The organism is Caldimonas mangrovi (genome assembly GCF_023721835.1).
Taxonomy (GTDB): domain Bacteria; phylum Pseudomonadota; class Gammaproteobacteria; order Burkholderiales; family Burkholderiaceae_C; genus Caldimonas; species Caldimonas mangrovi.
Genome location: NZ_JAMKFE010000001.1, coordinates 121,125 through 135,586, shown reverse-complemented (window position 1 = coordinate 135,586; position 14,462 = coordinate 121,125). Strand labels below are relative to the sequence as shown.

At 67.3% G+C, this 14,462-nt stretch carries 15 protein-coding genes; 6 read left to right on the top strand and 9 right to left on the bottom strand.

Annotation, left to right across the window (positions count from 1 at the left end; genetic code table 11):
- Positions 1-44 precede the first annotated feature (44 nt).
- Positions 45-2,855, top strand: a complete 2,811-nt coding sequence (locus tag M8A51_RS00640; RefSeq protein ID WP_251776157.1) for a DUF2339 domain-containing protein — start codon at positions 45-47, stop codon at positions 2,853-2,855.
- Positions 2,852-4,273: a DUF3999 family protein gene (locus tag M8A51_RS00635; protein ID WP_251776156.1), complete on the top strand. Its 1,422-nt coding sequence runs from the start codon at positions 2,852-2,854 to the stop codon at positions 4,271-4,273. Before M8A51_RS00640 ends, M8A51_RS00635 begins: the two co-directional genes overlap by 4 nt.
- 3 nt (positions 4,274-4,276) lie before the next feature.
- Here M8A51_RS00635 and orn read toward each other — a convergent pair whose 3' ends face one another.
- Positions 4,277-4,855, bottom strand: a complete 579-nt coding sequence (orn, locus tag M8A51_RS00630) for an oligoribonuclease (protein ID WP_251776155.1) — start codon at positions 4,853-4,855, stop codon at positions 4,277-4,279.
- A 71-nt stretch (positions 4,856-4,926) separates the two neighbouring features.
- Between orn and M8A51_RS00625 the strand changes: the two genes are divergently transcribed.
- Genes M8A51_RS00625 through rsgA form a run of 3 tightly spaced genes read left to right on the top strand, consistent with a single transcriptional unit; the run spans position 4,927 to position 7,454 of the window.
- The gene (locus tag M8A51_RS00625) at positions 4,927-6,210 is read left to right on the top strand and encodes a M48 family metallopeptidase (RefSeq protein ID WP_251776154.1); all 1,284 of its coding nucleotides are present in this window, start codon (positions 4,927-4,929) and stop codon (positions 6,208-6,210) included.
- On the top strand, positions 6,207-6,530 hold the full coding sequence (locus tag M8A51_RS00620) for a 4a-hydroxytetrahydrobiopterin dehydratase (RefSeq protein ID WP_407062183.1): 324 nt from the start codon (positions 6,207-6,209) through the stop codon (positions 6,528-6,530). The genes M8A51_RS00625 and M8A51_RS00620 overlap by 4 nt, the downstream gene beginning before the upstream one ends.
- A gap of 6 nt (positions 6,531-6,536) precedes the next feature.
- Entirely contained in the window at positions 6,537-7,454 is a 918-nt protein-coding gene (gene rsgA, locus M8A51_RS00615; RefSeq protein WP_251776153.1) for a ribosome small subunit-dependent GTPase A, read from the top strand.
- Between the two features lie 61 nt (positions 7,455-7,515).
- Here the strand turns inward: rsgA and M8A51_RS00610 are convergent, their stop codons facing one another.
- The 6 genes from M8A51_RS00610 to rpsP form a co-directional block, all read right to left on the bottom strand.
- Positions 7,516-8,505 carry a CobD/CbiB family protein gene (locus M8A51_RS00610; protein ID WP_251776152.1) on the bottom strand — a complete coding sequence of 330 codons (990 nt, stop codon included), beginning with the start codon at positions 8,503-8,505 and terminating at the stop codon, positions 7,516-7,518.
- Between the two features lie 31 nt (positions 8,506-8,536).
- A complete protein-coding gene (locus M8A51_RS00605) occupies positions 8,537-9,205 on the bottom strand; it encodes a CoA pyrophosphatase (protein ID WP_251776151.1) in 669 nt (222 codons plus the stop codon).
- 124 nt (positions 9,206-9,329) lie between these two features.
- The gene (gene rplS / locus M8A51_RS00600) at positions 9,330-9,683 is read right to left on the bottom strand and encodes a 50S ribosomal protein L19 (RefSeq protein WP_251776150.1); all 354 of its coding nucleotides are present in this window, start codon (positions 9,681-9,683) and stop codon (positions 9,330-9,332) included.
- 87 nt (positions 9,684-9,770) lie between these two features.
- Entirely contained in the window at positions 9,771-10,523 is a 753-nt protein-coding gene (gene trmD / locus M8A51_RS00595) for a tRNA (guanosine(37)-N1)-methyltransferase TrmD (RefSeq protein ID WP_251776149.1), read from the bottom strand.
- A gap of 4 nt (positions 10,524-10,527) precedes the next feature.
- On the bottom strand, positions 10,528-11,106 hold the full coding sequence (gene rimM, locus M8A51_RS00590; protein WP_251776148.1) for a ribosome maturation factor RimM: 579 nt from the start codon (positions 11,104-11,106) through the stop codon (positions 10,528-10,530).
- 32 nt (positions 11,107-11,138) lie between these two features.
- Entirely contained in the window at positions 11,139-11,390 is a 252-nt protein-coding gene (rpsP, locus tag M8A51_RS00585) for a 30S ribosomal protein S16 (protein ID WP_251776147.1), read from the bottom strand.
- A gap of 176 nt (positions 11,391-11,566) precedes the next feature.
- Between rpsP and M8A51_RS00580 the strand changes: the two genes are divergently transcribed.
- Positions 11,567-12,025, top strand: a complete 459-nt coding sequence (locus M8A51_RS00580) for a TM2 domain-containing protein (protein WP_251776146.1) — start codon at positions 11,567-11,569, stop codon at positions 12,023-12,025.
- Between the two features lie 617 nt (positions 12,026-12,642).
- Here M8A51_RS00580 and M8A51_RS00575 read toward each other — a convergent pair.
- Positions 12,643-13,653 carry an inorganic phosphate transporter gene (locus M8A51_RS00575; RefSeq protein WP_251776145.1) on the bottom strand — a complete coding sequence of 337 codons (1,011 nt, stop codon included), beginning with the start codon at positions 13,651-13,653 and terminating at the stop codon, positions 12,643-12,645.
- A 31-nt stretch (positions 13,654-13,684) separates the two neighbouring features.
- Positions 13,685-14,332 carry a DUF47 domain-containing protein gene (locus tag M8A51_RS00570; RefSeq protein ID WP_251776144.1) on the bottom strand — a complete coding sequence of 216 codons (648 nt, stop codon included), beginning with the start codon at positions 14,330-14,332 and terminating at the stop codon, positions 13,685-13,687.
- Between the last annotated feature and the right edge of the window lie 130 nt (positions 14,333-14,462).

Below are 14,462 nucleotides of genomic sequence, written 5' to 3'. Positions count from 1 at the left end.
CCGCCGCACACCGCGTAGAACAACCTCACAGAGGGAGGGCCTCGATGTCTTGGATCGGATTGATCGTCGGCCTGGCGCTTGCCTGGGTCCTGGCTGACTGGTTTGGCGCCGGTGGCGGGCTGGTCGCCCTCGGCGGCCTGATGGGCGTGCTGATCGCACGGCTGTTCCACCGGGTCGGCATCCTCGAAGCGGAGCTGGCACAACTGAAGCGTGCACCTGAGCAGGTGGGGGCACCCGCGGCCGCTCCAGACGCACCCGCTGCCGCGCTCCCGGCATCGCCCGGGGCGCCGGTCGCCGTCGAGCCGCCGCAGGCGCCGGCCGAGCCCGGGTTCGAAGACTGGAATGAACCGGCTGCAACCCCGCTGCCTGCGCCGGTCGCTGCACCGCCGCCGCGAACCGTCACGCCGGCGCTCGAACCGGACGAGTACTCCCCCGCGGTCACCACCTCGCTCGGCCGCAGCGCACTCGCCTGGTTCCGCGGCGGCAACACCATCGTGCGCATCGGCGTGCTGATCCTGTTCCTCGGCGTCGCCTTCCTGCTGCGCTATGCCGCCGAGCATGCCTTGCTGCCCATCGAGCTGCGGCTGGCGGGCGTCGCGCTCGGGGGGGGCGTTCTCGCGGTGATCGGGTGGCGCCTGCGCGACAAGCGGCGCGGCTACGGCCTCACGCTGCAGGGCGCCGGTGTCGGCGTCCTCTACCTGACGATCTTCGCTGCCTTCCGGCTCTACGGGCTGGTGCCCGCCGGGCTGGCCTTTGCACTGCTGGCCGCGCTGTCGGCCGCAGCGGCCGTGCTGGCCGTGGTGCAGAACGCGCTGCCGCTGGCGGTGCTGGGCTTCTCGGGCGATTTTCTCGCGCCGGTGTTCGCGTCCACCGGCCAGGGCAGCCACGTCGCGCTGTTCAGCTACTACCTGGTGCTGAACCTCGCGATCGCCTGGATCGCATCGCGGCAGACCTGGAAGCTGCTGAACCTGGTCGGCTTCTTCTTCACCTTCACGATCGCGAGCTTGTGGGGCGCACGCTCGTGGCAGCCCGAGTACTTCGCGACCACCGAGCCCTTCCTGATCGCGCACTTCGTGCTGTACCTGTTCATCTCGGTGCAGTACAGCCGCCAACTGGTCGGTGAACGAACCCCCCAGGGCTTGCCCTACGTCGACGGCGGGCTGCTGTTCGGACTGCCCATCGTGGCGTTCGGCCTGCAGGCGGCGCTGGTGAAGGAGATGCCCTATGCGCTCGCGCTTTCCAGCGCGGTGCTGTCGGGCGTCTACCTGGTGCTCGGGCGCTGGCTGTGGCGGCACAGCGGGCAGCAGCTGCGCCTGCTGATCGAGGGCTTGCTGGCGCTGGGCGTGATCTTTCTCGTGCTGGTCACGCCGCTCGCGCTCGACGCGCGCTGGACCGGTGCCGCATGGGCCGTGCAAGGAGCAGGCATCGTCTGGATCGGCCTGCGCCAGGGCCGGCTGTGGGCTACCGGCATGGGCCTGCTGCTGCAATGCGTCGCGGCCGCGATGTTCTGGGACCATCCTGCGCGGCTTGCCGAGCAAGCGCTGATCGTCAACGCGGCCTTGCTGTCGGCATTGCTGCTCGGCGGCTCCGCACTGGTCTCGGCCAAGTTGCTGCAAGCGCATCCTGCCCTGCCGGCAGGCGCGGTGCAGCCACTGTGGAACCGGCTGCCGTCGCAGGCGTGGGCTGCGGCACACTGGTTCATGCTGGGCCTCGGCTTGTTGCAGGTGCTGGGCGGCGTCGGCGAGGAACTGGACGCGGTTGCCTGGCCCTCGCTCGATACCTCCTGGCGCACGGCGATGCTGTTCGCGGTGGCGGGCCTGATGCTGGAGGCCTTGCACCGCCGTGTCATGTGGCCCGAACTGCGTTTGCCGGCGCGTGTGCTGTGGCTGCTTGCGGCCGCCGCATCGATCACCGGCATGCTCGGCACGCTGTTCAACCCATCGCAGCCATGGGAACGCTACTTCGACGGCTACGGCTGGCTGGAACTGGTCGCCGTGCTGGCCGTCGGCGTGTGGTTGCTGCGACGCCTGCAGGCCGCCGGCTGGCTGCACCACGCCACCGGTTTCGAGCACGCGGCGCTCGCCTGGTATGCGATGGCGCACGGTGCGGTGCTGCTGTATGCCGTGGCCGGCACCGCGATCGGGCGGCACGAAGCATGGACCGCACTGGCGCCGGTGTTGTTGCCGACGGCGGTCGCGTGGTGGCTGCTGGCGGCGGCGGCGCGCGGAGCGTGGCCGGCGGCACCCCACCCGGGCGCTTACCGGCATGCCGTGCTGCTGCCCTGGGCGCTGCTGCTGTTGACGTGGAGCGCATTCGTCAACGGTTACAGCGACGCCGGGATGGCACCCCTGCCCTACTTGCCGCTGATCAACCCCATCGATCTGGGCCACGCATTGGGCCTGCTGTTCGGCATCCGGCTGTGGCGGGTGCTGGGCGGCAGCTCCGCGCGCTGGGGCCGGCCGCTGGCGGTGCTGACACTCGCTGCAGCCTTCTGGTGGCTCAATTCGGCATTGGTGCGCATCCTGCACCATTGGGCCGGCACACCGATGTGGGACGCGGGCGCACTCGACAGCGACCTCGTGCAGATGAGCCTGACGATCCTGTGGACGGTCACCGCCCTGCTGACGATGCTGTGGGCCACCCGCCGAGCGGGGCGGGCCAGTGCTCGCACCGTCTGGCTCGCCGGTGCGGTGCTGCTCGGCGCCGTAGTGCTGAAGCTCTTTTTCGTCGACCTGTCCCACCTGGGCACGCTGCAGCGCATCGTGTCCTTCCTCGGTGTCGGCCTGCTGATGCTGGTGATCGGCTATGTCTCGCCGCTTCCGCCGGCGGCGCCCACATCGGAGTCGCGTGCATGAAACGTCTTGCGTCCTTGGCCGGTGGGGCCGTGCTGGTCTTGTGCGTCACCGCCGTTGCAGCGCCCGCTGTGCCGGAGTTCGCGGCGCAGGCCTCCGTCCAGCTTCATTCCGATGACGGCTTGCACCGGCTGGTGCTACCGCTCGCCGTGTTGCAACGCTCGCAGCGCCAGGACCTGGCCGACGTGCGTGTGCTCAGCGCCAACGGCGCGCCGGTGCCGATGGCCTGGGCCGAACCACCGCCCACGCAGACCTCGACGCGCCTGGTGGCCGTCCCCCGCTTTGCCTGGCCCGCGGTGGCAGCGACGGCCGGTCGCCACGCGCCGGTGAAAGTGCGGGTCGATGCGCAGGGCGCCGTGGTGCAGGTCGAAACTGCATCCTCCGTCGCGCCGGCCCCGCCCACCGTTGCCGCGCAATGGCTGCTGGACCTGAACCGGGTTCGCCGCGAGCTCGGCGCCGGCGAACGCCTGCTCGCCTTGCGTGTCGACTGGCAGACGCCCGCCGAGGGCTCGACCGTCCACGCCGTGCTGGAAGCGAGCGACGATCTGCAGCAATGGCGGCCTGCCGGGGATGCCTTGCTGCTCGACGCCCCCGGCGTCGGCGGTGCTGCCGGCGAGCGACTGTCGGTGCGCCGCATCCTCATGCCGTCGGACACGTCCGTCCCCAAGTACCTGCGACTGCGTCTGGACCCGGCCGTGCCGCTGCAGCGGGTGGATGCCGAGTTGCAAGGCCGAAGCGACAGCGCCGCCCTGGACAGCGCCCAGGTCCGCTTCGAACCGGTCCCAGCCGAGGGGGGGGCGGTGCGTGAATGGGTGCTCGACCTGCAAGGCAGCGTCGCGCTGCGTCGACTGCAGCTCGAACTGCCGCAGCGCAACACGGTAGCGAGCTTCCAGCTCGACCGGCGCGCCGAGACACGCGACTCCTGGCAGCCGGTCGCCAGCTTCACCAGTTATTGGTTGTTGCGCGATGGCCGCGAGTTGCGTGCGCCGGGTGTCGATCTGTCGGTCCCGCCCTCTCGATATTGGCGACTGCGCCTTTCGGCGCGCAGTCCCGACGTCGGAGCGCAGGCGCTACCGTCCACGGTGCATTGGCAAGCGCCACAGCTGGTATTCGCCGCGCGTGGCGAGCCGCCCTTCTCTCTGCAGGTCGGCAAGGCGCATGCGGGGCCTCAGGACGTGAGCCTGGCGCAGTTGATTCCCGGCTACCGGACAGGCGAGGAATTCACGCTCCCCGCAGCGACGCTCGGCGAGGTCCAGGCCGTCACGCCCCCCTCGCTGTCGCTCACCGAGCGCCTTTCCCGCAGCACGCCGGCCGAACGCCGGCGCTGGGCCCTGTGGGCGGTACTGGCCGTCGCGGTCGGCTTGCTTGCCTGGCTGGCACGGCGGTTGATGCGCGAGATGAACGCGCCCCCGCCGCCGTGAGCATCAGGCCTGCAGGAAGTGCTGACGGTAATAGGCCAGTTCGTCGATCGACTCGTGGATGTCCGCCAGCGCGGTGTGCTTCTGCGCCTTCTTGAAGCCGTTGAGCAGGTCGGGCTTCCAGCGCCGCGCCAACTCCTTCAGTGTGCTGACGTCGAGGTTGCGGTAGTGGAAGAAACCTTCGAGCCGCGGCATGTAGTTGGCAAGGAACCGGCGGTCCTGGCAGATCGAGTTGCCGCACATCGGCGACGCGCTCTTCGAGACGAAACGCTTCAGGAACTCGATCGTCTGTTCCTCGGCCTGGACTTCGGTGATGGTCGACGCCTTGACGCGGTCGATCAGGCCCGAGCGCCCATGCGTGCCCTTGTTCCAGGCGTCCATCGCGTTGAGCACCTCGTCGGCCTGGTGCACCGCGAACACGGGGCCCTCGACGCGCACGGTCAGTTGCGGGTCGGTCACGACCACGGCAATCTCGATGACGCGGTCGCGCTCGGGGTACAGGCCGGTCATCTCCATGTCGATCCAGATCAGGTTCTGGTCGTTGAAGGCCAAAGCGGGTGGGATGGCGGTGGTGTCTTCGGTCATGCGCTCTCCTGTGATCGGGGCATTTTCCGCCATCCGGGCCCCGACCCTGCCGGCGCCTACACTTGCAGCCTATGCAAGCTGCCTCCGTTCTGACCCTGGCCTTTGCGGCCGCGCTGCTGGCCACCCTGGGGACCAAGTTCTGGCTCGCGAGCCGGCAAATCCGGCACGTTGCGCAACACCGCGGCGCCGTCCCGGTCGCCTTCGCCGGCCGGGTCTCGCTCGAAGCGCACCAGCGCGCCGCCGACTACACCGTCGCGAAGCTGCGTTTCGGGCTGCTGACGACCACCTTCGGCGCGGCCGTGCTGCTCGGCTGGACGCTGCTGGGCGGGCTCGACGCGCTGAATGCCGCGGTGCGCGACGCGGTGCAGCCGGCATGGGGCGACATGGCCTACCAGCTGGCGCTGCTGGTCGCCTTCAGTGTCATCGGTGGGGTACTCGACCTGCCGTTCGAGCTCTGGAGCACCTTCCGCATCGAGCAGCGTTTCGGCTTCAATCGCATGACATGGAGGCTTTACCTCGGCGACCTCGTCAAGAGCCTGATCGTCGGCGCTTTGCTGGGCCTGCCGATCGCCGCGCTGATCCTGTGGCTGATGGGCGCCGCGGGCGACACATGGTGGCTGTGGGCCTGGGGCGCCTGGGTCGCGTTCAGCCTGCTGATGCTGGTGATCGTCCCGACCGTGATCGCGCCGCTGTTCAACAAGTTCGAGCCGCTGGCCGACGACACGCTGCGCGAGCGCGTGCAGGCGCTGATGGCGCGCTGCGGCTTCCGGGCCAAGGGGCTGTTCGTGATGGACGGCTCCAGGCGCTCGGCCCACGCCAATGCCTACTTCACCGGGTTCGGTGCGGCCAAGCGCGTGGTGTTCTTCGACACGCTGATCAACAAACTCTCGCCCGGCGAGGTCGAGGCGGTGCTTGCGCACGAGCTCGGTCACTTCAGACGTCGCCATGTGCTCAAGCGCATGTTCGCGATCTTCGGCATCAGCCTGCTCGGCTTTGCACTGCTGGGCTGGCTGTCGAACCAGACGTGGTTCTATGCCGGGCTGGGGGTGTCGCCCAACCTGGCCGCGCCGAACGACGCCGTGGCGCTGCTGCTGTTCCTGCTCGCGGGGCCGGTGTTCATGTTCTTCGTCTCGCCGTGGGCCGCGAGCCTGTCGAGGCGGCACGAGTTCGAAGCCGATGCGTATGCCTGCGAGCAGGCCGACGGACGCGATCTCGCCGCCGCGCTGCTCAAGCTTTACGAAGACAACGCCTCGACGCTGACACCCGACCCGGTCTACGTGCGCTTCTACTATTCCCACCCGCCGGCGTCGCAGCGCCTGGCGGCCATGCAAGCCCACACGAGTGCGATGCCATGAACACTCTTTTGAACCAGAAGTGCCGCCCGCTCGAGGGCGGCTCGCCGATGTCTGCCGACGCGATCGAAACCGGCTTGCGCCAGCTCAGCGGCTGGGCGCTGAAAGAAGGCGCGATCGAGAAGACGTACACCTTCGACAACTACCACCGGACCCTGGCCTTCGTGAACGCGCTGGCGTGGATTGCCCATGCCGAAGACCACCACCCCGACCTGCTCGTCAAGTACGGCAGCTGCCAGGTGCGCTTCAACACCCATTCGGTCGGCGGCATCTCGATCAACGACTTCATCTGCGCCGCCAAAGCGGACGCCTTGCTGGGCTGACGCGCCTTGGTGAAGACCGTCGAACTGGACATCGGGCTGGTCGTGGCCGGGTACGGCCGTCACTACATCGTGGAAACGCCTGAGGGTCAGCGACTGATCTGCCACCCGCGCGGCAAGAAGAGCGACTGTGTCGTCGGCGATCGTGTTCGCTGGCAGCCGACCGTCTCCAACGTCGGCGACGAAGGCGTGATCGAGCAGATCGAGCCGCGCCGCAATCTGCTGTTCCGGCAGGACGAATGGCGCACCAAGTCCTTCGCCGCCAACCTCGACCTGCTGCTCGTGATGGTGGCCGCCGAGCCGGTGTTCAGCGAGTCGCAGTTGAGTCGCTCGCTGATCGCGGCCGAGTACGCCGGCATCCCCGTGTGCATCCTGCTCAACAAGGTCGACCTGCCCCAGGCCGCGGCGGCGCGTGAACGCCTCGCGCCCTACCGGGCGATGGGCTACGAGCTGGTCGAGGTCGCGCTGAAGGCCCGGCGCGACGAATCGCGGGAGATTCTGGCGCCGCGGCTGCAGGGCCGCAGCACGCTGGTGCTGGGCCCCTCGGGCACCGGCAAGAGCACGCTGATCAACCTGATGGTGCCGGAGGCCCAGGCACAGGTAGGCGAGATCTCGCAGGCGCTCAACTCCGGCCGGCACACGACCACCAGCACTCAGTGGTACTGGCTCGATGCCGAGCGCAGCACCGGTCTGATCGATTCGCCGGGCTTCCAGGAGTTCGGTTTGCGGCAGGTCGAGGCGCAGCAGTTGCCAGCCTACATGCCAGACCTGCGCGAGCATGCCGGCCAGTGCCGCTTCTACAACTGCACGCATCGGCAGGAGCCGGGCTGCGGCGTACGCGCTGCAGTCGAGCGCGGCGAGATCAGCCCGGCGCGCTACCGCATCTACGGGGAGATCCTCGAAGAGTTGGGGCGGCAGGTGTACTGAGCCCCGCCCGCGGCTCCGGCGACCGTGGGACGGCGCGTTTGCCCGGCACGGTCCTGGCGGCTCAGCCGACGAGGTTGGCCAGCGACAGCAGCGCCAGCAGCAGCATCCACAGCACCACCGAGCGCCACACCAGTCCGACGATACTGCGCAGATGGCCGAGTTCGGGCGGAAGACCATGGGTCGAGCCTTCAGCCTCGCCCGCTTCGGTGGCCGCGCCGATCTCGAAGGTCTTCGAGCGGTCGGGGGTCACGCTCGGCGCACTGCTGCCGCCCAGACGCACACCGACAGCGCCAGCTGCAGCGGCGAGAATGATGCCGTCATTCGCATACCGCCACAGCTCGCTGTGTCGGCGCCAACTGTCGATCGCTTCCTCGAAGTTGCCGACCACCGCGAAGCCGAAGGCCGTGAGCCGCGCCGGCACGTGGTCGAGCATGCCGAAGAGCTGTTGCGCCAGCTCCATCAGCCGCTGGTTGCTCGGTACGCCGATGGTGCGGCTCTTGTACGCCCAGTAGCGGCTCGAAAACTCGGCCATGCGGTACAGCACCGCGCCCGCCGGCCCGAGTCCCACGGTGGCCAGGAGCACGAACCAGAAAAACACGCCGAAGACGTGGCGATGCGCCGCCAGCAGGGAATGCTCGATCACGTGGCGCAGCAACTCCCTGCGCGGCAGCTCGCTCGCGTCGAGGTGGCGCCACTCGGCCAGCAGGCGACGGGCGGTGTTCTCGTCGCCACGCTCGAGCGCATCACGAATGTCCGTGAAGTAGTGGCTGAACTGCCGGAACCCGAGCGTCATGTACAGCACTGCGATATTCCACGCCAACGCCGCCAGCAGGCTGAACTGGGCGATCACGTAGAACACGCCCCAGGTCAACAGCGCGGGCACGATCACCGTGATGCCCCACACCACCCAGGCATGCACGTCCTTGCCAGCGTCGAAGTTGCGCCCCGTCCAGCGCACCCACGCCATCAGCGACTCGTGGATCACGTTGCCACCGCGCAAGGGCTTGAGTTGCTCGATCAGCAGTGCGAAGAGAACCGAGAAGAAACTCATGAGTCGGCATGATAGCCGCCGGGTGGGCCGGTCAAGCCGAGAGAAAGCGGTACAGGTTGCGCAGCATGGCCGCCGTAGCGCCCCAGATGAAGTATCGCTGCTCGGCGTGTTGCCACGGCATGGAGAAGAATTCGCGGCGCTCGCCGGCAAATTCGAAGACGTGGCGCTGATGGTTCGCCGGCTGCATCAGAAAGCTCAGCGGCACCTCGAACACGTCGGCCACCTCGAACGGGTCGGGCCGCAGTTCGAACCCGGGCCGCACCAGTGCAACGACGGGTGTCACCATGAACGCCGTGACGGTCTTGTAGATCGGCAGCGAGCCGATCACCTCGACATGCTCGTGCGGCAGGCCGACCTCTTCTTCCGCCTCGCGCAGAGCCGTGGCGGCCGCATCGGCATCGTGAGGCTCGGCACGCCCACCGGGAAAACTGATCTGCCCGGCGTGGTCGCGCAAATGCTCGGTACGCCGGGTCAGCAGCACCGACAGTTCGTTGCGCACCACCAGCGGAATCAGCACCGAGGCATGGGCCGGCTCGCGCGCCCCGATGCGGCGTTCGGCCGCGACCTCGGGCTCCCATGGCGGTGGCGCCAGAAAGCGCTCGCGCAGCGCCGCAGGCTGCAACCGCTCCGCAGCCACCGGGGGCAGGTGCGCATCGACGCCGACAACCGGCAGTTCCTCGGGATTCAGGATCAACGACATGGAGACAGGCGGAAACGAAAAAGCCGCCCGCGCATCATGCGCCAGGCGGCTCGTGCCGGCTGTCTGCAAATGTGCAGAACGACCGGCTTGCGCAAGGCAGGAAGCCTGCTTGCGCGGGCTTCTTTTACGCCAGCTTCTCTTTGATGCGTGCCGACTTGCCGCTGCGCTGGCGCAGGTAGTACAGCTTCGCGCGGCGGACGTCGCCGCGACGCTTGACTTCGATCGACGCGATCAGCGGGCTGTAGAGCTGGAAGGTCCGCTCGACGCCTTCGCCGCTGGAAATCTTGCGCACGATGAAGCTGGAGTTCAGCCCGCGATTGCGCTTGGCAATCACGACGCCTTCGTAGGCCTGCACGCGCTTGCGGGTACCTTCGACGACGTTCACGTTGACGATGACCGTGTCGCCGGGTGCAAAGGCCGGCACGGTCTTGTTCAGGCGAGCAATTTCTTCCTGCTCGAGTTGCTGGATCAGATCCATGATTTCTCCAAATGATCGTGCCAACGCTTGCGAAAGTGGCGAACGCAACGGCGCCGCCTGCTTGGCAGAGGATCGAAAAGCCGATGATTATAGCTGAAGTGCGGCCAGGAACTTCTCGTCATCCGGCGACAGGCTTCCGGCTGCCCGAGCAGCGGCGATCAGGTCGGGCCGGCGCCCGGCCGTCAGTCGCAACGATTGCTCCCGGCGCCAGCGTGCGATGTCGGCATGATGGCCCGACAGCAGCACGGGCGGCACAGCCCGCGGCCCCTGCTCGGTCTGCAGCACTTCCGGGCGGCTGTAGTGCGGGCAGTCGAGCAGGCCATCGCTGAAGCTGTCCTGTGCATGTGACTGCGCATCGTTGAGTACACCGGGCTGCAGGCGGGCGACGCCGTCCAGCAGCGCCAACGCCGGCAACTCCCCACCGGACAGCACGAAATCGCCCAGGCTCAGCTCCAGGTCGACGTGGCTGTCGACGAAACGCTGATCGATGCCTTCGTAGCGGCCGCACACCAGGGTCGCGCCCGGCCCCGCCGCCCATTCCTGCAGCAGCGCCTGGTCGATGCGGCGCCCGGTCGGCGTGAACAGCACCACGGGACCATCCTCCTGGCGCTGCTGCCGCACGGCTGCCAGCGCCCGCTCCAGCGGCTCGACCAGCATCACCATGCCGGGCCCACCGCCGTACGGGCGGTCGTCGACACGGCGGTAGTTGTCGTCGGCAAAGTCGCGCAACTGCCACAGCCGCACATCGACCTGCCCGCTTTCGAACGCCCGGCGCGTCACACCTTGCGTCAGGAACGGCTGGAACAGGTCGGGAAACAACGTGACGACGTCGAAGCGCATGGCCTCAGTAGTCCAGACCCCAATCGACCGTGATGCGCCTGGCGCTCTGGTCGACCTGGTCGACGTAGGCGCCGACGAAAGGAATCAGCCGCTCGACCGGCTCGCTGCTGCCGCTGTCGTCGAGCACCCGCAGTACCGAGTGAGCCCCGGTGTCCATCAGGTCGGCCACCGTCCCCAGCCGCTCGCCCTGCCGGTTGACCACCTCGAGCCCGATCAGGTCGACCCAGTAGAACTCGTCAGCTTCGGCGCTCGGGAAACTGGCGCGCGAAACGAACACGCGAGCGCCCTTCAACGCCTCAGCGGCTGCGCGGTCCGGTACGTCCTGGGCCGTGGCCACCACCACGTCGCCATGGTCCTTGGCGTCGGTGATCTTCAGCAGCCGCGGCAACACGGTGCCGGGCTTGACGGCGCGGGGAGCTTCGGGCGGCTGGAGGAACCAGCGCCGAGAGGAAAAGAGCGCCTGGGGGTCGGAAGAATAAGGCTGGACCTTGATCCAGCCCTTGATGCCCCAGGCGTCGAGGATACGCCCGACCTCGACCGCGTCTTCAGGCCACACCACGTCGTCAGTGGACGAGGCGGGCATGTTCACGGTGTATGGCCGGCAGGCACCGCCTCTTAGGCAGTGGCCTTCTTGGCTTGCTGGACCAGGCGAGCGACGGTCGGCGACATCTGGGCGCCATGGCTGACCCAATGTTCGATGCGGTCGTGCGCCACACGCAGACCTTCGGCGGCACCGGCAGCCACCGGGTTGTAAAAGCCCACGCGCTCGAGGAAGCGCCCGTCGCGACGGTTGCGCGAGTCGGCGGCAACGATGTTGTAGAACGGGCGCTTCTTGGAGCCGCCGCGTGCGAGTCGAATCACGACCATGATGTTTCCTTTGAATTGCTTCTTGGGTCGCCGCACCAGGAGACACTCAGGCGCAAAGCATCCGGGGGTAGGTACCAACACCGTAGATACGCCGATCACCCGACCGGCCGGCGTTGAGAACCCGAAATTATAGCTTGGCTTGGCGGGGTGGCGGAAACCGCTACAGTAGCCACCCCATGACGCCCCCCTCCTCCGGCTACAAGTCCAAGACCCTTGCCACCTGGATCGCCCTGCTGACGGGCAGCCTGGGGCTCCACCGGTTCTATCTTCACGGCTTCAAGGACCTGCTCGGCTGGTTGCACCCTTGGCCGACGCTACTCGGCCTGCATGGCGTGCTGCGCATGCTGGCGTATGGCCAGGACGACCGCCTGTCATGGGTGCTGGTCCCTTTGCTCGGGCTGATGCTCGCGCAGGCCATGCTGTTCGCCATTCTTTACGGGCTCACGCCCGACGAGCAGTGGAATGCCCGGTTCAACGCGTCTTCGGGGAGGCAGCACCGGACGGGGTGGGCGGCGGTGATCGGTGTGATTGCCGCGCTGATGGTTGGCGCCGGGGTGCTGATGGCGACCATCGCATTCGGGATGCAGCGGTATTTCGAGGTGCAGATCGAAGAGGCGAGGAAGATCAGTCAGTAGGGCTGAGCGCTTGGCCGCTTGGCTGCTTGGCTTGCTGCCTGGGGCCGCGTGTTCCATTGCGCTGCCGCGCCGGGAGTCCGCCCCGGCGGGCGGGTAACTTTCATTTGTTGGCCCAAATGAAAGTCACCAAAGCAAAGGGCCTGAATGCAACACCATGCACTCTGACCGTTGTGCTTCTTCCCCTCGGCCCAGCGGGCGGTCGATCCCTGCCAAGAGGGCTCAAACCACCTGCTCGTCCAACACTACGGGTCCGCTGCGCGAGACCCGGGAGAAAATCAGAAGAGGCCATGGCGATGCGTAGCGAGCCCGAGCACGCTGCGCCGTTCCTCTTGTCTTGCTTCAGTCTTGTCTTCGGTCCCGGTATTCGGTCCGCTTCGGACCGAAACAACAGGTGTGCGGCTTCTCTAGCCAGCACAGCGCCCACAGGCCGCCCGCCGGGGCGGACTCCCGGCTCGGCGGTGCAAGGGGCGACACCGCGTCAGAAAGCAGGATGGGCAACCCGCTACCCGCCCCCCGGGACTGCCGGCGCGGTAACACAATGGAGCAGACCGCATCAAAAGCGGTACAACGCGGCCAGGAAGGCCCAAGAAGGGGCCACGAGCAGCAAGCCAGCGAGGCTACAACACCGCCCGCCCGATCAAATAGAACACCGCCCCGATAAACGCCGACGCCGGAATCGTGAACACCCACGCCCAGACGATATTCCCCGCCACCCCCCAACGCACCGCCGACGCCCTCTGCACGGACCCCACGCCGACGATCGCGCCGGTGATGGTGTGTGTCGTCGACACCGGAATCCCCAATGTCGTCGCCAGGAACAGCGTCATCGCGCCACCGGTCTCGGCGCAAAAGCCGCCCACCGGCTTGAGCTTGGTGATCTTCTGTCCCATCGTCTTGACGATGCGCCAGCCGCCGAACATCGTGCCCAGTGCGATCGCGATATAGCAGGCCCAGATCGTCCACGCCGGCGGCAGGGCGTCGGTGGCAGCGGCATAGCCGGAGCCGATCAGCAGCATCCAGATGATGCCGATCGTCTTCTGCGCGTCGTTGCCGCCATGGCCCAGCGAGTACAACCCTGCCGACACCAGTTGCAGGCGCCGGAACCAGTTGTCGATACGGATGGGCGAGGCGCCGCGACACACCCAGGCCACGACCACCATCAGCAGCGAGCCGAACAGGAAACCCAGCATCGGCGACACGAGGATGAAGACCACCGTCTTCCAGATGCCCTGGGCGATCAATGCGCCGGCACCCGCCTTCGCGATCGTCGAGCCGACAATGCCCCCGATCAGCGCATGCGACGAGCTCGAGGGAATGCCGTAGTACCACGTGATCACATTCCACGAGATCGCACCGATCAGCGCCCCGAATACCACGTGATGGTCGACCACGCCCGGCAGCACGATGCCCTTGCCGACCGTCGCGGCCACGCTGAGGTGGAACACGAAGATTGCAACGAAATTGAAGCACGCCGCGAACGCCACTGCATGGTGCGGCTTGAGCACACCGGTGGACACGACGGTAGCGATCGAGTTGGCGGCGTCGTGGAACCCGTTCATGAAGTCGAACAGCACGGCCAGCACGACCAGCAGCACGACGATCCAGAACCCTGCTTGCACGGCTTCCATGGAAAAGCTCTTTCAAAAGGAAGCGGGGGCTTCAGGAGTTCTCGAGGACGATGCCCTCGATCAGATTGGCGACGTCTTCGCAGCGATCGGAGATGGATTCGAGCTGCTCGTAGATCGCCTTCAGCTTGATCAACTCGCGCACGTCAGCCTGCTCGCGGAACAGCTTGGACATGGCAGCGCGCATCACGCGGTCGGCATCGGACTCGAGTTGGTCGATCTCCTCGCAGGCCTTGATCGCCGCTTCGGCGGCATCGTGCTTGCTGAGTCGCGGCAGCAGCGTGACGGCATGCGCCACGCGTTCGCAGCACCGGACGCTGAGGTCGGCCAGGCGCACGACCTCGTCGGTCATCGCACGCACGTCGTACAGCGACATCGTCTCGCTGGAGTCCTGCAGCAGGTCGAGGATGTCGTCCATCGCGTTGATGAGCGAGTGAATCTGCTCGCGATCGATGGGGGTGATGAAGGTCTTGTGCAGCAACCGGTTGACCTCGGCGGTGATCTTGTCGGCCTGCCGCTCGGCCCGGTCCACCTCGGCCGCATGCCGCTGGCGCTCCTCGACATCGGCATAGTTCTCGACCATGGCCATGAAGGCCCGGGAACCTTCGACGATCTTCGCGCCGTGCTGGTTGAAAAGCTCGAAGAAATTGCCCTCGCGAGGCAGCAGTTTGCCGAAGATCATGGGAAGCGCCTTGGACGTTCGAGGTTGTCTCGGGGGCCGGCGCCGCGTGCCCGGGGCCGGCCAAAAAGTGGCGCTATTGTGACAGCAGCCGCCATGCCCGCCCGGTGGCCGTCAGACGCGAGAGCGCGCG